The organism is Streptomyces sp. NBC_01276, assembly GCF_041435355.1.
Lineage (GTDB): Bacteria > Actinomycetota > Actinomycetes > Streptomycetales > Streptomycetaceae > Streptomyces.
Genome location: NZ_CP108443.1, coordinates 473045 through 492026 on the forward strand (window position 1 = coordinate 473045; position 18982 = coordinate 492026).

Annotated in this window: 17 protein-coding genes and 2 pseudogenes; 9 read left to right on the forward strand and 10 right to left on the reverse strand. The window is 71.8% G+C overall.

Going from position 1 to position 18982, the window contains the following annotated elements:
• Nucleotides 1-18: 18 nt before the first annotated feature.
• Complete coding sequence (locus OG295_RS39520; RefSeq protein WP_331738723.1) at nucleotides 19-243, reverse strand: transposase; 225 nt, start codon at nucleotides 241-243, stop codon at nucleotides 19-21.
• Between the two features lie 410 nt (nucleotides 244-653).
• Here OG295_RS39520 and OG295_RS39525 point away from each other — a divergent pair, with 410 nt between their 5' ends.
• Nucleotides 654-923: a hypothetical protein gene (locus tag OG295_RS39525; RefSeq protein ID WP_371681515.1), complete on the forward strand. Its 270-nt coding sequence runs from the start codon at nucleotides 654-656 to the stop codon at nucleotides 921-923.
• A gap of 168 nt (nucleotides 924-1091) precedes the next feature.
• On the opposite strand, the gene OG295_RS39530 is transcribed toward OG295_RS39525, so the two are convergent.
• The 3 genes from OG295_RS39530 to OG295_RS39540 form a co-directional block, all read right to left on the reverse strand.
• Complete coding sequence (locus OG295_RS39530) at nucleotides 1092-3053, reverse strand: acyl-CoA dehydrogenase (RefSeq protein WP_331738727.1); 1962 nt, start codon at nucleotides 3051-3053, stop codon at nucleotides 1092-1094.
• Between the two features lie 76 nt (nucleotides 3054-3129).
• Complete coding sequence (locus OG295_RS39535; RefSeq protein ID WP_331738728.1) at nucleotides 3130-4374, reverse strand: cytochrome P450; 1245 nt, start codon at nucleotides 4372-4374, stop codon at nucleotides 3130-3132.
• A 522-nt stretch (nucleotides 4375-4896) separates the two neighbouring features.
• Nucleotides 4897-5721, reverse strand: a complete 825-nt coding sequence (locus OG295_RS39540; protein ID WP_331739030.1) for an SDR family oxidoreductase — start codon at nucleotides 5719-5721, stop codon at nucleotides 4897-4899.
• A 611-nt stretch (nucleotides 5722-6332) separates the two neighbouring features.
• Here OG295_RS39540 and OG295_RS39545 point away from each other — a divergent pair.
• Complete coding sequence (locus OG295_RS39545; protein WP_331738730.1) at nucleotides 6333-7037, forward strand: CDP-diacylglycerol diphosphatase; 705 nt, start codon at nucleotides 6333-6335, stop codon at nucleotides 7035-7037.
• A 79-nt stretch (nucleotides 7038-7116) separates the two neighbouring features.
• On the opposite strand, the gene OG295_RS39550 is transcribed toward OG295_RS39545, so the two are convergent.
• Nucleotides 7117-7779: a TIGR03086 family metal-binding protein gene (locus OG295_RS39550; protein WP_331738732.1), complete on the reverse strand. Its 663-nt coding sequence runs from the start codon at nucleotides 7777-7779 to the stop codon at nucleotides 7117-7119.
• 99 nt (nucleotides 7780-7878) lie between these two features.
• Between OG295_RS39550 and OG295_RS39555 the strand changes: the two genes are divergently transcribed.
• Nucleotides 7879-8850, forward strand: coding sequence for a WYL domain-containing protein (locus OG295_RS39555; protein WP_331738734.1), 972 nt, complete (start codon nucleotides 7879-7881; stop codon nucleotides 8848-8850).
• A 677-nt stretch (nucleotides 8851-9527) separates the two neighbouring features.
• On the opposite strand, the gene OG295_RS39560 is transcribed toward OG295_RS39555, so the two are convergent.
• Nucleotides 9528-9776: a hypothetical protein gene (locus OG295_RS39560; protein ID WP_331738737.1), complete on the reverse strand. Its 249-nt coding sequence runs from the start codon at nucleotides 9774-9776 to the stop codon at nucleotides 9528-9530.
• Between the two features lie 251 nt (nucleotides 9777-10027).
• On the opposite strand from OG295_RS39560, the gene OG295_RS39565 reads away from it, so the two are divergent.
• On the forward strand, nucleotides 10028-11254 hold the full coding sequence (locus OG295_RS39565) for a serine hydrolase (RefSeq protein ID WP_331738739.1): 1227 nt from the start codon (nucleotides 10028-10030) through the stop codon (nucleotides 11252-11254).
• 275 nt (nucleotides 11255-11529) lie between these two features.
• On the forward strand, nucleotides 11530-12153 hold the full coding sequence (locus OG295_RS39570; protein WP_331738742.1) for a hypothetical protein: 624 nt from the start codon (nucleotides 11530-11532) through the stop codon (nucleotides 12151-12153).
• A gap of 280 nt (nucleotides 12154-12433) precedes the next feature.
• Here the strand turns inward: OG295_RS39570 and OG295_RS39575 are convergent, their stop codons facing one another.
• On the reverse strand, nucleotides 12434-12823 hold the full coding sequence (locus OG295_RS39575; RefSeq protein ID WP_331738745.1) for a DUF6233 domain-containing protein: 390 nt from the start codon (nucleotides 12821-12823) through the stop codon (nucleotides 12434-12436).
• Nucleotides 12824-13671: 848 nt separating this feature from the next.
• On the opposite strand from OG295_RS39575, the gene OG295_RS39580 reads away from it, so the two are divergent.
• The 4 genes and pseudogenes from OG295_RS39580 to OG295_RS39595 all read left to right on the forward strand — a co-directional run.
• A complete protein-coding gene (locus OG295_RS39580) occupies nucleotides 13672-14034 on the forward strand; it encodes a hypothetical protein (RefSeq protein ID WP_331738748.1) in 363 nt (120 codons plus the stop codon).
• A 96-nt stretch (nucleotides 14035-14130) separates the two neighbouring features.
• Nucleotides 14131-14882 (forward strand): annotated as a pseudogene (locus OG295_RS39585) (transposase); the annotation flags it as partial.
• Nucleotides 14883-15399: 517 nt separating this feature from the next.
• Complete coding sequence (locus OG295_RS39590; protein WP_331738750.1) at nucleotides 15400-15597, forward strand: hypothetical protein; 198 nt, start codon at nucleotides 15400-15402, stop codon at nucleotides 15595-15597.
• A 73-nt stretch (nucleotides 15598-15670) separates the two neighbouring features.
• Nucleotides 15671-16228 (forward strand): annotated as a pseudogene (locus OG295_RS39595) (helix-turn-helix domain-containing protein); the annotation flags it as partial.
• A 235-nt stretch (nucleotides 16229-16463) separates the two neighbouring features.
• Here OG295_RS39595 and OG295_RS39600 read toward each other — a convergent pair.
• The 3 genes from OG295_RS39600 to OG295_RS39610 form a co-directional block, all read right to left on the reverse strand.
• The gene (locus OG295_RS39600) at nucleotides 16464-16859 is read right to left on the reverse strand and encodes a transposase (protein WP_331739032.1); all 396 of its coding nucleotides are present in this window, start codon (nucleotides 16857-16859) and stop codon (nucleotides 16464-16466) included.
• Nucleotides 16775-17140 carry a helix-turn-helix domain-containing protein gene (locus tag OG295_RS39605; protein WP_331738752.1) on the reverse strand — a complete coding sequence of 122 codons (366 nt, stop codon included), beginning with the start codon at nucleotides 17138-17140 and terminating at the stop codon, nucleotides 16775-16777. The genes OG295_RS39600 and OG295_RS39605 overlap by 85 nt, the downstream gene beginning before the upstream one ends.
• Before the next feature lie 134 nt (nucleotides 17141-17274).
• Entirely contained in the window at nucleotides 17275-18939 is a 1665-nt protein-coding gene (locus OG295_RS39610; RefSeq protein WP_331738755.1) for a beta-1,3-glucanase family protein, read from the reverse strand.
• Nucleotides 18940-18982: the final 43 nt, after the last annotated feature.

Sequence of the window (18982 nt, forward strand, 5' to 3'; positions counted from 1 at the left end):
GAACAACCTCGTGCGGGTCTATGGGAGTCCTGCATCCCTGGGGCCTGTCTGGCAAATGATCATCTGCTGGCTCGCGGAGCCAGTGGGAGGAGTCCGACGCGGAGCCCCGGTCCGCAGCCGCCACAGCGCGCCGGTCACCACCTGGCGATGATCACGCAACGGACGGCCACGCCCGTCCACCCGCGGCAACAGTCGCTCTATTCGCGCCCACGCCGCGTCCGTCAACTCACCTCGCCCCGCCACAAGATCAATTGTCTGACACGCCTCAACCGCGTGGAAGAGTCGTATAGATGGTGGCCGGTTCAGGTGGCGTGGTCCGGTCTGGTCGAAACTGCGGCAGATCGTACTCGGGAATCAGGAAGCTGCTGTAGTCGGCGGGCGAGGAGCTCTCTCGACCAACAGGCGCTTCGGCGTTACGCGAAGCCGGTGGCCACGAAGCAGTTGAAGCGGCGCCACTCTACCCCTGGGCGCTCGGACGTGGGTCACCCCGTGAGCATTCATCAGACAGGTCCTGGAAACGCAGCGGCGGCCGGTGGCGCGCAGGCCGAACTGGCCGGCGGCGTGCCGCTGGGCGGCCGGCATCCGGTCGACGGTGGAAGGCGAGCGCCACGTTCGCCGAGGACACGGCCCGCACCGCGGCGGGGGAGCGGTGGTTGCTGGACGGGCAGGGGCCGGAGGTGGTCCGGGACCTCATGTGGGAGCGGGCCGACGCCGTGGTGCGGCTCGACTTCCCGCGGCCCGTGGTGATGCTGCGGGTCCTGCGGCGCTCACTGCGCCGGAGCCCGCTCCGGGAGCGCCTGTTCGGAGGGAACCGCGAGCGGTGGCGCGCGTGGCTGCGCGGCCCGTCCGGTGTGGCGGGCCTGGTCCCGGCGCGCCGAGCGACGGGCCGAGATCGGCCGCAGGGCAGGATCGAGTCGACGTAGCGGCCGTCGCCCGTACGGCCCCGCCCGTGGTGGCCGAGGCCGCAGGCCTGCCCGCAGCAGCCGGGCGACCACGAGCGGGGAGAGCGTGAAGACCAGCTGGTCTCGGTGGTGGCCGGGCCGCTCGGCCGCCCGGAACCCGGGCAGGTCCGGAGCCAGAGTGGGGGCCGGTCAGCCCACGAGGTCCGGCGCCCGGAGTACGGCGGACGGAACGCCCCAGGCGTCGACGAGGTCGACGGCGAGCGGACGCACCTTGCGGCAGAGGTCGTTCACCTCGCGGCTGATCGCCTTGGAACGCTGGACGGTCAGCCGCCCGTGCTCCATGAACCAAGCCCGGTCAGCCTCGATCGCCGACAGGGCGAACAGGTCGCACAGCAGGCCCAGGGCGGCTTTCCCGCCCCCCTCGGGCAGGGCGCGCACCTGGTCCACGAAGGCCTCCGCGACCAGCCGCTCGACATGCGCGCGGGCGAGTGCGATGACGTGGTCCTGGACCTGCGAGAACACGGCGCCCGCCGCGCGCTCCTGGTCGATCCCGCGCTTGATCCGCCGGGCCAGCCCGGCGAGCAGGTGCTCCTCACGGAAGCGGAACATGGCCAACTGGTACTCCGGGTCGAGCAGGCCGGCTTCTCGGTCCCAGTCGTCGCCGCCGGGCAGCAGATCGCGTACCCGTTCGAGCAGTTTGTGCGCCGAGGTCCGCTCGATGACCGTTTCGACGGCCAGGCCGGTGACGTAGCGGACCATGCCGAGCTGGTCGAGCCCCTCGAACTCGCTCGCGTGATCGGTGAGCAGCCCCTTGGCCACGAGCTGCAGCAGGACGTGGTTGTCGCCTTCGAAGGTGGTGAAGACGTCGCTGTCGCCCTTCAGTGCGGCGAACCGGTTGACGGCGAGATAGCCGGCGCCGCCGCACGCCTCGCGGCACTCCTGGACGACGCGGGTGGCGTGCCAGGTGCTGAGTGCCTTCATGCCCGCCGCCCGTGCCTCCAGCCGGCGTCGCGCCCGCGCGTCGTCCTCGATGCCGGAGAAGACCTCGTGCAGCTGGGTGCGCACGACGTCCTGCGCCGCGTGCAGGGCGTAGGTCCGGGCGATCAGCGGCAGCAAGCGGCGCTGGTGCAGCCCGTAGTCGAGGAGAACCTGCTCCTCGGAGCCCTGCCCCACCCCGAACTGCCGGCGCCGCGCCGCGTACTTCGTGGCGACCGTCAGCGCCACCTTGGCGACGCCGGTCCCGGCACCGGCGACACTGACCCGGCCCTGCACCAGGGTGCCGAGCATGGTGAAGAAGCGCCGGTTGGGATCGTCGATCGCGCTCTCGTAGCCGCCCTCCGGCGTGACGTCGGCGAACCTGTTGAGCAGCGCCTCGCGCGGTACCCGTACGCCGTCGAACCAGATGCGGCCGTTGTCCACGCCGTTGAGCCCCATCTTGCGGCCGTCGTCCTCGATCCGGACGCCGGGCGCCGTCCTGCCACCGGTCCGCAGCGGTACGACGAAGGCGTGCACGCCCCGGGACCTGCCGTCCACCTCCAGCTGGGCGAAGACGAGCGCCAGTTCGGCGTGGCGGGCCGCGTTGCCGATGTAGTCCTTGCGGGCGTCGTCGTCGGGGGTGGTGATGACGAACTCCCCGGTCGCGCCGTCGTACGTCGCGACCGTGCCGAGCGACTGGACGTTGGAGCCGTGGCCGGTCTCGGTCATCGCGAAGCAGCCCATGAGCTCGCCGGTGATCAGGTCCCGGAGATGGGCCTCGTGGTGGCGCCGGGTCCCCAGGTGCAGGATCGCGCCGCCGAAGAGGCCGAATTGGACGCCCACCTTCACCAGGACGGAGAGATCGCCGAAGGCCAGGGTCTCGAACGCGGCGATCGATGCCCCGACGTCCCCGCCCCCGCCGTACTCGGCGGGGAAGCCCATGCCGGTCTGGCCGGTCGCGGCCATCTTGACGACGATCTCCCGCACCCGCTCGCGATACGCGTCGATGCCGAGTTCGTCGGCCTCGTCGAGGATGGAGGAGTACGTCGTCAGGTTGCCGCGGACCAGGTCGCGGATCCCGGCGTACTCCCCGTCGAGGACGGCCGTCAGCGAGGGGACATCGATCTCGGGCTGTACGTAAGCGGTCGCGGGTGCGGAAGAGTTCTCGAGTGCCATGCCGATCCGCTACCCCGCCGAAGGGCGCTCAACCAGGGGGACGAGCGGCGGCCCCGGGAGGGGGCAACGCCGCCGCTCAGGCCGTGGGCGGGGTGAAGTCCACGAGGAGGGACCTCGGGCCGCGGGTGAAGACGCCCTGTTCGGCCGGGTCGTAGCCGGAGGCCGGCCGCAGGTCCGGCATGGCGTCCAGGAGCTGGTTCGTGGCGATCTCGACCTCGGCCCTGGCCAGCAGGGCGCCGACGCAGAAGTGCCGTCCGAGCGCGAACGCCAGATGGTCCGCAGCCGCGGAGAAGGCCGTGGTCGCCGTCAGGTCGTCCCGGAAGACGTCGAAGCGGTCCGGATCCTTGTAGCGCCCGGGGTCGCGGTTGGCCGCACCGATCAGGCAGGTGACGGTGGCACCGGCCGGGACGGTGCCACCGCTGAGCGCGACGTCGACGGCGGCCTGACGCATGATCATGTGTACGGGCGGGCTGTGGCGCAGCGTCTCCGCGAAGGCCCGGTCGATCAGCGTCCGGTCCTGCCGGACGGCCGCGAGCTGCCGCGGATCGGCGAGCAGGTTCGAGAAGAGTCCTGCGATGGCCTTGTCCGTGGTCTCGGCGCCCGCGGTCAGCAGCAGGCTGCAGAACGCCTTGATGTCCCCGTCGCTCATGCGCACCCCGTCGACCTCGGCGGTGCAGAGCGCCGAGAGCAGGTCGTCACCGAGGTCATCGCGCCGGTCCCTGATGACCGGCAGCATGTACGCGGCGAACTCGGCCTGGGCCCGCGCCCCGGCCGCCGCGCACTCGGGATCCCCGGCCAGGTTGCCGGTGAACGCCACGAAGGCCCGGTACCAGCCGCTGATGCGTTCCTGGCCGGAGCGGTCCAGTCCGAACATGTCGGCGATGACGGTGATGGGGAAGTGGGAGGCGAAGCCGCTCACCAGGTCCACCGAGCCGGCGTCGCGGAAGACGTCGATCAGCTCCCGGGCGTTGCGCTCGATGAGCGGAACGACCTTCTCCCGCAGGTCGTTGCCGCGGAAGGCCGGGGCCACCAGTGCGCGCCGGGTGGCGTGCTCGCGGCCGCTCATCTGGAGGAGGGTCTTGCCGTGGACGGGCTCGGCCTGCCAGGCGTAGTTGTCCGTGGTGAAGAGCGAATCCTTGTCCTTGAAGGCCCGCGCGACGTCCTCGTAGCGCGAGATGAGGTAGCTCTGCGTCGGCTCGTGCCAGACGAGGGGCGCGCTCTCGCGCAGGGCCCGGTAGGTGGGGTACGGGTCGTCGGCGAACTCCTGGGACAGGATGTCGGGGACGTCGGGGATATCGGGGACGTCGTGAGCGGCGGTCATGGAATTCCCCCGTCAGCTTGGCTTCCGTCGCGCCGACACCGTCGGCGCGGTGGCCCCCGGCCTCTTTCTGCAAGGAAACACCACACTGCCTGCGGTGGCCAGGGTCTCGACACCCACGCCGAGTTCCCCGGTGCCGCGCTGGACACCACTGTCCCGGAGACCTCACCATCCCCTCGGTGACCTGCGGAGTCGGCAGGCACGCGGGAAACGGGAGTCGCATTTCACGCCCGCTCGGAATGGCGCCGAAAGGGCTTGTGGAAATGGGAGACCGGTGTGAATTCCGCGCGCCGGGCGCCGGCCGGGTCCCGTTCGATTCGGGATCCCCTGCTCTCCGAGGAGCCGTGAGCCGGCCCGAGCCGAACCAGCCCCTGTTGCTCCCCGGGCAGCCGGTCCGGAAGTGATCCCGACCGGGCGGAGACCATCGCCACCGGCCTCCGCCCCCGGAGATCGTTGCACGGGCTTCCGCCCTCGGCCGCCCGCTTCGTGCTCCGGGCCTCGCGCCCCCGGCACAGCGCCCTCGGCTCAGCCCTGCGCCAGGTCGGCCACGGGCTGCCACTTCTCCCACACCGCGAGACGCTGCTCGTAGTCGGCCTTGGCGATGCCGAGCGGGGCCGAACCGAAGAAGCAGCGCAGCGGCGGCTCGTCGGCATCGACGATCTTCAGCACGGCCGCGGCGGACGCGGTCGGATCGCCCGGCGTACCGACGCGCTTGCGGCGCTGCTCCTGCACCTCCTGGTGGAGGTCGGCGTACGCGGGCAGCGGCTCGGACGTGCTGGACGAGGAACCCGCCCAGTCGGTGGCGAACCCGCCGGGCTCGATCAGCGTGACCTTGATGCCGAACGGTGCCACCTCCTGGGCCAGCGCCTGGCTCATGCCTTCGAGTGCCCACTTCGACGCGTGGTAGATCCCGACCAGCGGGAAGGCGCTGATGCCCCCGATGGAGGAGACCTGGAGGATGTGGCCGCTGCCCTGCTCGCGCAGGAACGGCAGCGCCGCCTGCGTGACCCACAGGGCACCGAACAGGTTGGTCTCCAGTTGCGCGCGCGCCTCGGCCTCGGTGAGTTCCTCGATCATGCCGAAGTGGCCGTAACCGGCGTTGTTGACCACCACGTCGAGGCGCCCGAACCGCTCGTGCGCCTGCCGCACGGCGGCGAAGTCCGCGTCACGGTCGGTCACGTCGAGGCGCAGGGGCAGCAGTCGCTCCCCGTACTTGTCGCGGAGGTCGCCCAGCGTGGAGAGGTCGCGCGCGGTCGCGGCCACCGAATCGCCGCGTTCGAGGGCGGCGATGGCCCACTCCCTGCCGAAGCCGCGCGAGGCACCGGTGATGAACCAGATCTTCTGCGTCATGGTGTGCTCCTCGAGGAAACTCGTCATCCGTATGGTCAGCACGTCGCGGTGTTTCCCCACCAGCCAACACCATCGAGTCGACTCGAAGGCAACTCCGGCACCGGGGCGAGCCCGTCGTACGGGGCCCGGCCCCGTCGGCGCAACCCCCCGGCGGCGCCTGCTCGGTGGCGGCTCGGCCGGCACGCGGATCCGGTGGGCGCGTACGGGATCCGCGCGGGGCGGGGGTTCAGCGGCGCAGGACCGGCGGGGCTTCTCGGCGACCGCACGGGTACCGGAGGCCGGTGCCGTTCGGCCTTCCGGCGCAATCCTGGGCGCTCCCCCCGCCCCCTCCCGGGAGGCGGGCGTTGCGGCGCCTAGGTTGGTCGGCCGAAGCAGCGTTCGTCGACCATCGGAGTCCTTGCATGAATGCGACCGGCACGCCGAACGGCATGCCCCGGCGTCAGTTCGTGGCGCTTTCCGGTGCCCTGGGTGCGGGCGCCCTGCTGGCCGGGGCGGCCGGCAGCGCGTCCGCTGCGGCGTGTCCGCCGCCCGGCTCCGGCGGTACACCGGGCTGTCCCTGCCCGACGGAACCGCCCCCTCCCGGCGGCCCGAGCCCGTGCCCGCCGGCCCAGATGCAGCCCCTCTGCGGCAGTCCCGCGGACACCGACCCGCTGTGGCAGGACGTGCAGTACTGCACGCAGGGGATCGTCCCGCCCAGCGGGCACAAGGCGGACTGCCTCAAGACCGCCCCCAATTACGTGGTACTGCACGGCCGGCCCGCGTCGACGCACAACTACCTGACCGTGCCGGCCTGCCGGATCACGGGCATCGAGTGCCCGTTCCTGCTGAACCCCAACGTCGCGAACTACTGGCACGAGGCCTGGGAGAACGCCCGCGGGGGCGGTGACGTTCCCGTGCAGTACCGCTACATCGGGCTGGGGATCAACTCGCAGTCCGCCCGGCAGCTCAACCAGCTGCACATCCACATGGCCGGGGTCCGGGACAGCACGCAGCTGCGGCTGCAGGCCCTGGACGCTGCGGGACGGGTCGCGACGCACCCGTCGCAATGGGGGGACACCCAGTACCAGGCGCCGGTGACGGGAACGGGAGGGGACCGCACCTACCGGATCCTGCGGCTCCCCGCGTTGACGCCGAACCTGTTCGCCCTGCTGAACACGAACGTGGTGCGACCGTTCGGACTCCAGATGGCGGGCCAGACGCTGATCGTCGTGCCGAGGATGACCCCGACCGCCTTCGACGGCGCCTTCTACGTCCTCAACAGCGACGCCTCGCTCCCCAGCGGCACCATCACCTGCGACCGCCTCCTCGTGTACTGACGCCGGTCCGCGGGCGCCCGGCGGCCGGGCCGTCGCCTGCCTACGACGGCCCGCACCTCGTCCGCCGCCCCGAGGCCCCTCAGGGGCGGCGTCCGGCCCAGGCCACCAGCCGGTCGATGGCCGGGGCCCCGGCGTCCACGGCGACCACCTCGGCGAAGGGGATCCGCCCGCCACGGGTCTCGGCCGGCAGTGCGCGACGTACGACGTCGATCACCCGCTCGATCAGGCCCTGGTCCCACTCCGGGTCCTGTCCGGTCGCCCTGGCCAGGTCCCAGGTGTGCACCGTGAGCTCGTGGGTGTAGACGGCCGCGGCGGCCGCACCCGGCAGGACGCCCATCGGCAGGCGCAGCTGCCGCCCCAGGACGCCCGGATCCGCCCACACCTCCGCGACCTCGCGGGCACCCGGCTCCCAGGCCGCCGCCCATCCGCCGTCGGGGATCTCGTCGGCGAAGGACGGCACGCCGAACGGGTCCTCGCCGCGCCCGATCACCGAGATCCGGCGGACGACGGCGACGAGGTGGCTGGACAGCCGCCGCACGTCGAACTCCTCGCAAGGGGTCGGGTCGTCGTACTGCTCGGGCCGGACGGCGGCCAGCGTACGGCCCGCCAGCTCGACGGCCGCGGCGAGGTCGGCCCGCGGATCGAAGGAAGAAGGGGAGGCGGCGGAAGCGGGGTCGGAGGGGGCTGCGGCGGTACCGGTGGAGCCGGACGGGGTCTCGATGAGCTGCTCGGTGTTGTTCATACGTCCATCCTGGAAGCAAAAGTGGCCATCCTCCGGCCACTTTTCCGTGGAAAAATGCGAAGGCGACGACGAGCCCGCCCACGCAGGAGGAAAGAACGCATGAGAGCCGACCGGCTGGTGGCGACCCTGCTCTTCCTCCAGGAGCGCGGCCGCGTCACCGTCCCCGAAGTGGCCGCCGAACTGGAGGTGTCCCAGCGCACCGCGCGCCGCGACCTGGAGGCCCTGGCCACGTCCGGCATCCCCGTCTACTCGCAACGCGGCCGCGGCGGCGGCTGGTCCCTCGTCGGCGGCGCCCGTACCGACCTCACCGGGCTGACGGCCGAGGAGATCCGGGCGCTCTTCCTGATCACCGGCCCCCTGTCGGCCACCCCCGAACTGCGCACCGCCCTGCGCAAGCTGGTCCGGGCCCTGCCGCCGACCCTGAGGCCGCAGGCCGAGGCCGCGACCCGCGCGGGGGTCGTCGACGCCACGGACTGGTCCCGCAACGCCGTCACCGCCGATGCCGTCCACCGTTCCGCGCTCCAGGCCGCCGTCGTGGACGGGATCCGAGTCCGCCTCGGGTACGCGGGCCTCGGCAAACCCGCCGGCGAGCGTACCGTCGACCCGCTCGGGCTCGTGGCCAAGGCGGGGGTGGACTACCTGGTCGCCGGTACGGAGAGCGGCCTGCGCACCTTTCGGCTCAGCCGGGTCACCTCCGTCGAGCCGACCGGTGAACCGGTGGTCCGGCCGCCCGACTTCGACCTCGGCACGGCGTGGCGGGCGTTGTCCGGGGCCTTCCAGGACGGCATGTACGCGGTGACCGCCCGGGCCCGCGTCCGCCCCGACACGCTGCCCCTGCTGCAACGGTTCCTCGGCGGCCGTGTGCGCGTCGGTGGTCCGCTGCCCGACGGCTGGACCGAGGTCTGGGTGTCCGGCCCGGCCGCCAAGGCCCTGGCGGGCCACCTGGCCGGACTGGGGGCGGGGGTCGAGGTGCTGGAGCCGCCCGAGGTACGGCAGTGGCTGGCCCGGATCGGCGCCGAACTCACGGACACGTACCCGGGGGAGGAACCGCCCGCTCCACCCGGCCCGTAGGGTATATTCGATCTTGTGCTCGCAGCCGGGACTCCCGGTCGCGGGGCTCGCGTTGGTGGTCCAAGGAAAGACACCCCACTTCCCGTGGGGGAATGCAGGTGCAAGGCCTGCCCAGCGCTCGATCAGGGCCCCGGCCTCCTCACGGAGGCCGGGGCCCTTTGACGTTTCACCGCCTCACAGGACGGTGACCACGCCGCTCGCCGGGTCGTGGCAGCAGCCGTGGACAGGCAGGCGGTCATGTCCGAGGGGTCCCTCCCGTCGGGGACGAAACCACCCGGGATGCGGAGTTCGAAGACCTCGCCGGGGAGGGAGCCCACGATGGACGCCGCGTGCAGACGCGGGTCCGTGCAGGCGATGAGCAGCACGTCGGGGCGGAGGGCGCCGGCCACACCGGCTGCGCGACCTGGGCGTCCACCGGAGCGCCCCGCGCCCGCCCTTCGTCGATCGGCCCTTGCACCAGGGACCGCCGCCGCGGCGGCGGTACGGGCGGACCCGTACCGGGACGCCTGCTGCGGACGTCCACGGGCACGCACGTCCCGACCACCGTAGGAGGCCCGGACACCCCGGCTCCTCTGATCGGCTGATGCCCGGGGTGAGCGCTGCGCGTGAGCGCGTGTCCGAGGTCCGTGGGCGTAGGGGTCCGTGGGCCGGGACGCACGCCTGCCCACGCACAGCGGTCACACGGCGCGGCGAGGAAGAGCTGTGTCCGCCGGTCTGCCGGGCGTACGCGCGGGCCCCTCGTCGGAGGTGACCGCCGCGCCCGTGCGTACCTCGCCGTTCAGCGCACCCCGCGTTCCAGCCGCGCTGCCGGCCGGCGGTTCGGCCGCGGAGATGCGCCGGGCGATCCTGAGGCCGTCCACCACGGGCCGGCTGTCGTCCTCGTCCTCGTCCTCGTCCTCGTCGGCGGAGTGCCGGAGGCCCAGCACGTGGCTCGACCTCCGGGCCGGCGCTCGTCAGGTCGACGCGGCCGCCCCCCCCTCACCGGCGGTCCACACCGCGCCGGTCAGGCCCCGGACGGCGCCGCCGCGAGGGCGTACGCACAACGCGGCAGGACCGCGAGACGGCCGCACGGGGAACACCGGCACGATCGCTGACGGTGCCCCACCCGGCCCGGGGCGCTGCTCCGCTCGGCCCATGCCGGGCTGCGAACCCCCTTGAGCCTCCCTACCGTGGCCGGATGGCCCTCAGTCCGTCAGCACGCAGGCTCCTCGCCCGGGCGACCGCCCTGGCAGCCGGCGCGAGCGTCGTCCTCATGCCCCCGCTCACCGGCGCCGCGGCGCGGGCCGAGCCCGCTCCGCCGCGCGCCGAGGCCCCGCCGGACCCCGCCCTGCTACACCGCCCCGGGGTCCAGGTCCGGCCCCACCCGGGCGCCCCTGCCCTGCCCGACGACCTGTCCGCACTGTCCTGGCTGGTGGCCGACTCCGGAAGCGGGGAGGTGCTCGCCGCCCACGACGCCCACCTGGGACTGCCGCCCGCCAGCACCATGAAGACCCTCTTCGCGCTCACGGCCCTGCCCCACCTGCCGCGCGGCGGCACCCACACCGTCACCGACGCCGAACTCGCCGACGTGGGCGAGGGCAGCAGCCTCGTCGGGCTCGACGCCGGCCTGACGTACCGGATCCCCGACCTGTGGCGGGGCGTCTTCCTCAGCTCCGGCAACGACGCCGTCCACGTCCTGGCCTCCATGAACGGCGGCTGGACGCAGACGGCCGCCCAGATGCAAGCCCGAGCCCGCGCCTTGGGCGCGACCGACACCCACGTCGTCTCCCCGGACGGCTACGACGCCGAAGGCCAGGTGTCCTCCGCCTACGACCTCGCCGTCTTCGGCCGGGCCGGGCTCGCCGACCCAGACTTCGCCCGCTACGCGGCCCTCACCGACGCGCAGTTCCCCGGGGATACGGACGCCGAGGGGCGGCCGGCCTGGACGTACGGCATCGAGAACACCAACCGGCTGCTGACCGGCGAGGACGGCGTCGGCGTCTACCCGGGCATCGTCGGCGTCAAGAACGGCTACACCTCCGAAGCCGGATACACCCTGGTCACGGCCGCACGACGGGACGGCCGCACCCTCCTCGTCACCGTCATGAACCCCCAGCGGGGCGGCGCCTTCGCGGTGTACGAGGAGACGCGGGCCCTGCTGGACTGGGGCTTCGCCGCCGCCGGCCGGGTGGAGCCGGTCGGCTCGCTCCTACCGCCGCCCCGGCCCCAACGAGCCGGAACGGCCGCCCCGCCCGCCGCCCCGCCGCCCCCGGCGTCCGCCGCCGGCACCGGGACCGCCTACGCCTGGCCGGCCGGCCTCCTCGCCGGCACCGGCGCAGCCGCGGCGGCCTGGTACCACCTCCGGCGCCGACGGCCGCGCCCCGCTCCGCCGTCGCAGACCGCCGGCCCCGGGCCGACGCCCTGAAGCTCCCGGGCAGACGCCCCACCCGGCCCGCCTGAGGCGGGGATGCTGCTCTTCACCCACGAGCTCCAGAGACGGCTGACGCAGGCCGGATCCCGCCTGCCGGCGCACGCGGTCCACCCCGGTTACGCCGCCACCAGCCTGCGCGGCCCGACGCTGCCGCCACCTCGACCGCTTGACAAGAACGATTGGGAACCAGTCACAGGTACGCCGCTGATGCGTGGCGGGAGTGTCGGCCGATCCGTGGTTCCCACGTCGGGCCTGGTGATGCTGCCGCCATGGGTTTGGATCTCATGCTGTTCATGGCGGACTGGAAGTGTTTGAGCGCGATACCCGTCGAGAAGCGGATTGAGGCACTGGCGGATGCCGCCCTCTGGCCGCCGGAGCTTGACAGCGCGAACGACGCCGGCGGGCGGAGCGGCGGCTGGGTGTGGCTACCGGACCGGGAGTCCGCATGGTGCGCCGAGTACGACTTCTTCACCACCACTGGTGCCTTCCGCCCGCATGCCCGCGCGGGGGATGCGTGGGCTGACATGCGGCCTCTCGTCGACGTGTGCGTGCGCGATGCGATGGACACCTTTCTCATCGATCTGATCTGGGATGCGAACCCGGAAGACGATCCTGCGCTGACCGGCGGCGGAGAGTTCTTCCCGGCGCCCACCGACCGCTGGCACCCGCGTGTCCTTCTGGTGTGCCCGCCTGAGGCCCTGCCGGGCAAGGCCCGCGCCTGGACGCAGGTGGCGTCCCGCCTCGAGGAGCTACGCGACCCGTTCGCCGCCGAGTGCGAGGGCTGGGCAGGCCGCCCGGACACCTTCGAGGACTTCACCGCGCTTCTGCGTGAATGGGGCGACGTGACCACCGAGGCTGCGCGCCGCGGTTGGGGACTGGTGGGTCTGCCCTAGCGGTCACCCGCGAGAGGCGCCTGGCCCGCATGCGTCGCGCACCCCGAACTGAGCGGCACAACTGGCGAACTGCGCCCAGCGAAGTTTCGCGGTGGCGGATGCCGCCGAGCTAACGGTTCTTCCCGGGGGCGGGCCGCTCGCGCGGGCGGAGCTCCACGCCGCGGCCGTCAGGGCGTTGGCGGCCGCCGGGGACCGGCCGGGGGTGGGGGTACGGGCGGAGCTTGTCGCCGCGCGCGCCGGGTGCGCCGTGCGGCCGTCGCGCTCGGCGTGGCGGTCCCCGTCATGCCCTGACCTGGGCTAGTTCCTCCACAGCGAGGGCGGCCGGTCGTTCCAGCACCCCCATGGCGGTGTCGGGACGGCAGGCCGGGCAGGCTTCCACGCCCTCGGAAAGGGCGCACCGGGCAAGATCGGCGGTGGCGGCCTTGCAGCGGGTTCGGGTATCCCGGCAGCTGCCGACGTGCACCCGCGCAGCCGGCCGTCTGGCACCGATCTTGTACTCGGTCAGCCAAGGTCCAACATCGCGGAGCGCAACGCCGTCGCCCCGGTCGGTACCCGCATCATCACCGAAGCGACCATGGCAACTCTGGGCCAGGCCGTCCGCAAGGCGATGATCGCTCTGGCAGACGCCGACGCATGGCGCGCGCCGGGCGCCATCGAAACGCAGTTCCAAGCACACCGCCTCCTGGCCGCAGGGAACGCGTCCAGACCACCATCTCCGAGGCCGAGCTGATCCGCCGCAACAACGAGACCCTCGCCGCCCAGCGCGCAACCGAGCAGGCCCCACAGAACCCGCCGCAGCCCGCGCCGACCAAGTGAAATCCAGCCACCCAGACGGGGTGTCGTATCAGCCATCCCAGGCGTAACGTAAGCCGTCCTGGAGGGGTACCAGCGCCTCCCCGCTACTGCGCTGGCCGCCCGAGCCCTGCCGTCGCCCCCCCCGTGCGGCAGGGCTCTTCTCCTGCACGGCCGCACCACAGACGAGGAGCGTATGAACGACGACGCCCCCACCGTCGGAGAGACCATCACCGAGATCGCCGCCCGTTCCGGGCGCGCCAGATCCACCGTCAGGAGCCTGACTGGCCCGCCGCCATCGGGCGGCGCGGCCAGGCTTGGCTGTACGACCCGACTGCCGTCGATGCCTGGCTCACACGCCGTGTGCATCGGGGAATCGCCGTCGACTGGATGCCTGAGGGCCTCTACTCGCTGCGGGACATCGTGGCCGCAACGGGCCTACCTCTCAGCACCCTTCGGTCTCGGGTACAGGTCGGCCTGCTGCCGCGCCGGCGGACGACACATCCGGGCAGTCACACCTGTGGTTCGGGGCGACCAGCGCCGCGGCCATGAAGCGCAGCCCCTACCCCCGCAAGTGCATCTCGTCGCAAAACCGGTCGGCGTGCCCCGTCCTGGGGGCATGTCCGGCGTGCACGGACACAAGCCCCGCCCACCCGCCGGGCTTTCGCGCGTCACAGGACGGTCACACAGCAGACGTGGACGGCGACCGCTGGCCACCATGGCGCTATGCGCACACTCCACCTCGCCACCGTCTTCGCCGCGGCCACCCTGCTCACTCTCACCGGGTGCAGCTCCAGCAGCCCCAAAGCCGCCACTGACGTCCAGGTCTCACCCGCGCCCGGCCAGCAAGCCACCTACCTCGCCGCCCTCAACGCCATCGACCCCGAGATCGTCAATGGCAAGGACGACAAGGCCATCAGCCGCGGCCTCGACCAGTGCACCGCGATGAAGACCGAGACGAACCCCAACAGGCGCGTCACTCAGGTAGAGGAGCGATTCATCAGCCCGCACCACCCGGGCGGCTTCGGCCCCGCCAAGAGCTCCCTCATCCTCGGCGCCGTACAGAAGAACCTCTGCCCCACCCTCTGACCAACCCCACAAGCCACTCGGTGCGAGTGGATGCGGGTGCGGCCGCCCGGGACCAACGGGTGTCGCAGAAGGCTCAGTGCCGGGCATTGCTCCTGTATAGGTGGGGTGTTGCGGGCTGAGCCGGTGTGGGTCGAGACGTTGCCGGCCTTGCGAATCGACCGGTTCGCGAAGCTGGTGAAAGCAGTGAAGGAGCGGGGCGGGAACGGTCCCGGTGGCGACAGGCCGTGGTGCCTGCCGCTGGCCGACCGGGTCCTGCTGGTTGCCGTCTACTACCGCACCGACCTCACCATGCGGCAGCTCGCCCCGAACTCGTGATCTCTCCGGCCACCGTCTGACGGGTCGTCCAACGCCTGCGTCCGTTGCCGGCCCTGGAGCCCGCCCCGCGGCCGGTCGCCGACGTGGACCGGCTGTGGATCGTGGACGCAACCTTGATCCCGGTCCGCGACCGTACCGTCGGAGCCTCCTCCCGCAACCACCGGCTCTCGGCGAACGTGCAGGTCATCATCGACGCAGGCAGCCGCCTGGTCATCGCCTCGGCCCGGCCCGCGCCGGGCAACAAGGCCGACGCCCACGTGTGGCGGGAGTCGGGCCTGCCGGCCGTGGCGGCCGGGACGACTGTGATCGCGGAAGGCGCCTGCCTCGGCACCGGCCTGATCGTCCCGCACCGCAGAAGAGCCGGACGTCCCCTCCTGCGCGGGCAGGAAGAGGACAACGCCGAACACCGCCGGGTCCGTGCACGCGTCGAGCACACCTTCGCCCGGATGGAGAACGGGAAGATCCTCCGCGACTGCCGCCAGAAGGGAGACGGCCTCCACCACGCGGTCCAGGCCATCGCCGCCATGCACAACCGCCATGACACGGCGAAACAGCAGGTCAGGCGCCACTTCGACCTGCCGAAACCGGACCTTCTGCAACACCCTTCAGAGGGCGTTTCGCGCGCGCGGCAACGCGGTACTGCTGGGTCCCTTGCGTGACGTCACCACTTCAGGGATGCCGCCGGTCCACCCGACGGAGCTGTCTCCCACGGCTACTGCGGACACTGGTGGACGAATTCCCGGTACTTCCGCCAGGGGTGCTCGGTGGTCCCGGCCGGTGGGGACGAGTGCTATCGGGTATCCCGGGGGTGCGTGCCATGCCGTGGGGACCGGGTCGGCGACGGCAATCACCCCTGGACATACGCCACTTGGCGTCACGTCACCAGCGTGAGGCGGTGCAGTCCCGCGCCCTCTCACACACATCAGGGGGCCACCGTGTGGTCCCCGGGAGGGAAAGCCATGCCGGCGTACCAGAACACGGGTCGCGGCCCAGGCGGGGCTGGAAAGGGCTGAAGAGGGCCGGACTGCAGGCCCGACGATGCCGCAGGCGGTGATCATCGGCACGATCGTCAGCGCGGTTCTCGCCTTGGCGGTGGTGCCGCGGCTGAACGGGATCCTGATGGCCGAGACACTGCAGATACTGAGCGGGGCCGGCGGGATCGGTGTGGGCGTCGTCCTCGCCGTGACGCCCGGCGGCCGCGGCCGCGTGACCACCATGGCCCGCGCCGCCCTGCACGCCGCCCGCTGAGAAAGGGGACGATCACGGGACGCCCTGAACAACCCGTCGACCACACCGTTCCGAACGCGCCGAACTCGCTACAGCCCTACGACGATGCCGCGCCACGGCAGGCCTGAGCTACGACGAACTCGCCGACATGACCGGCCTGTCTGCGGGCACCTTCAAGCGCGCCACGTCGGGCGAGACCGTGCCGACCGAGGAGACACTCAGGAAGTCCGCCTGCACCTGCGGAGTAGATCTGAAGGGCAAGCGCACACTGGGCACGCTCTGGATCGATGCCCGAATCGCCGACCGGGGCCGGCTTGCGCGGCTACGCAAGCCGCCGCAACCGCGGTTCACGAACGGCCGCCATGAGCTGAGCGCAGCACTGGAGTACTTCTACGAAGCGGCCCGCGCACCGCCGCTGCGCCGTCTCACAGAACTCGCCGGCGGCAGCCGCCTGCTGCCGGTCAGCTCGGCCGCCAGGATCGTCAACCGACAGGCGTTGCCCGCCAGCCGCCAGCAGATGATCGCCTTTCTGACAGCCTGCGGCCTCACGGAGTGGGCTCGTGCGATATGGGGAGAAGCCTTCGAAGAGATCACCGAAAGCCACGACCACGCAGAGGCCGGTCCATTGATAAGGACGGCGGCACTAGAGTAATTCGCCGCACCACGCCCCAGTCTCCGCTGATGAACCGCGGAGGAGGATCCGCAAGATACGTCAACCCCGAGTTCTGGCCACTCATTCATACCAGCACCACCCCGAGCCGGGTGGGCTGGACAGCCTGATGCTCGTGCACAGCCTGGCCGGAGCGATGCACTGGCCGGGCGGCCCCGAAACCTTGAGTGCTCTCCCGCTGCACCGACGGGAGTGGAACCGCCCCTGAACGCCCCGCTCACGTGCTCCGGCCCCGCCGCGCCCGTCCCCGGAGGGTGTTGTCGGTGGTGGGGGTGAGCATGGGGAGATGAGCGCCGGTAGGGCGCCTGTCGGACGCCGCCGAGCTCCAGGCCCGGATGTCGCGTTCGAGGGCCTGGACGGAGCGGTGCACGCCGCGTTTGAGCTTCTTCTGGGCCAGCCCGGCGAACCACCGCTCGACCAGGTTCAACCAGGGTGCTCTGGTCGGCGTGAAGTGCAGGTGGAACCGTGAGTGGGCTGGCAGCCATCGTTTGACGCTGGGTGTCCTGTGGGTCGCACAGTTGTCCGGGATCAGGTGAACCTGCAGGTCAGCCGGGGCTTCTGTGTCGAGCTTGGTGAGGAATTTCTTACTCCGCTGCCCGGTGACGCGGTGCAGGGAACTGTGATCTTCCGTGGGACACCGGGCCGCGGGTCGTCGCACAAGCCGTCCAGTCCCCACTCGATGAAGCAGCGCCGCCAGGTGCGGACCGTGTCCGGAGCGATCCGCAGCCGGAGCGACACCTCCATGATCGAGTGGCCTCCGGCGCACTCCAGCACGATCCGCGACCGCTGAGCCGAAGCCTGAGCCGTCGGACGGCGACGTAACCAGCCCTCCAGCACTGCCCGCTGGGCATCAGTGACCGACAACGGCGGAATCATCGGACCCGGACGACGCATGCTCGACTGACAACGAGTCTCTGCCTCAGGTCACTGGGCCGCCCCCTTCGGATCCGCACAAGCGGCCCCCTCCTTTCTCACATACGACTCCCTGCCTCCCCAGCGCCCCTGCCGCCGATCGTGCGCCCGCCTGGCTAGGCGAAGGAGAACCAGTTGACGTTGACGAAGTCGGAGGGCTGGCCGCTGTCGAAGGTCAGGTAGACGTCGTGGGTTCCGGTGGTGCGGCGGATGTCGGCGGGGACCGTGCGCCAGGCCTGCCAGCCGCCGGTGTTGGCGATGGCGAAGCCGCCGACCGGGGTGGCTGTGGGGCTGTCGAGGCGTACCTGGACCAGGCCGCTGACTCCGCCGGCGGCCCCGGAAGCGACGCGGGCGTCGAAGCGGGTGGCGCCGGTGGGGCCGAAGGCGACGGCCGAGAACTTGAGCCAGTCGCCGTTGGACAGATGGCCGACGTCGGATCCGCCGCCGCCGTCGGAGCAGGCCTCGACCTGTGCTCCGGACTGGGCGTTGAACGTCTCGGCCTGGAGGGTGGTGAAGGCGCTGACCCCGCCGCCCGGAGCGGTGGCGGTCGGCGTCGGGGCCGGTGTGCCGCCGCCGGCCAGACCGCCGACCGTGATGGTCCAGCGGCCGGGGGTGCCGGACTGCACCTTGCCCTCGAAGTCGACTCCGGCCGGGTGCACGTCGTCGTACGGGAAGGCGTACCCGAGATGGTCGGGGGTGGTGTTGTGCAGGATGCGGGCGTAATGGTTGGTGCGCGGTCGGGTGTAGAACGCGGCGGGATTCTCGGCGGTCGGCTGGTGGGGGTTGTCCAGCAGGGTGGTGCGGTTGAAGGCGGCGGCGAGCCGTGCGCTGAGATTGCCCATCAGGTCGTTGCCCGTGGTGAAGGGCGTGTCGCTGCAGGAGAAGATCGAAAGGGTGGACGGCTTGGCGAAGCTGCCGACTCCGGGGAAGGCGAGGACGTCGCCGTTCACCCGGCCGGTGACGGTTCCCCAGGTGAACTGGGTGTCGATGCGCAGGTCGGTGGAGCGGTACTTGTTCCACACCTCGTCCACGTAGCTGTCGAAGTAGCCTCGGAACAAGGCGCTGTTGCCGCGGATCGCCAGGTTGGGGCTGAGTACGCGCACGTCGCGACCGCCCGCGGTGACGATCAGTCGGCTCCAGTCGCTGCCGTCGGCGGCGGACTGGGCCCGCAGCGCGGCGGCGACCCGGGACAGTCCGTCGGCGGGCAGCCCGCGTACGGTCTGGGTGCCCTGCTCGGTCTCCAGTTCGAAGGCGATCGGCAGCGAGACCATGTCGACGAACGTGATGTTGGCGTACAACTGGTCGCTGTTGAAGGTGAATTCGCAGAAGTCGTGAGCGACGTTCGCGTTGGGGTCGGTGGGGTTGCTCACCGACGGCAGGGCCAGACCGCCGCCGCGGTTCACCAGGAAGGTGAGCTTCGCGCCGACGGAGAAGTAGATACGGCCGCTGTCCAGGCGCGGCAGCGTCACCCTCCGCGCTCCGGCGCCGGACGCGTTGAGCGGGATGGCACAGTCGACCCCGAGCGGGGTCTGATCGTCGGCCGGAGCCGGCGGGTGGTACAGGCTGGAGCCGTTGGCCCGGACGAAGGCCCAGGTGCCACCGGCCGCGGGGTCACGGCCGAGCACGTAGGCGTACACCGTGTTGTTGCCGGTGGTGTTCACCAGGTCCAGGGGGAGCGTGGCGGTGGTGGACGCGTTGGCGCCCATCTCGAGCCACGCTGCCGCGGCGGGCACCGCCAGGGCCAGGCCCGCCGTCACGGCGAGGAGTTTTCTACGGGACATGGTGCGTTGGTGGCGAGCCGTCACGGTGGGGGTCCGTTCTTCG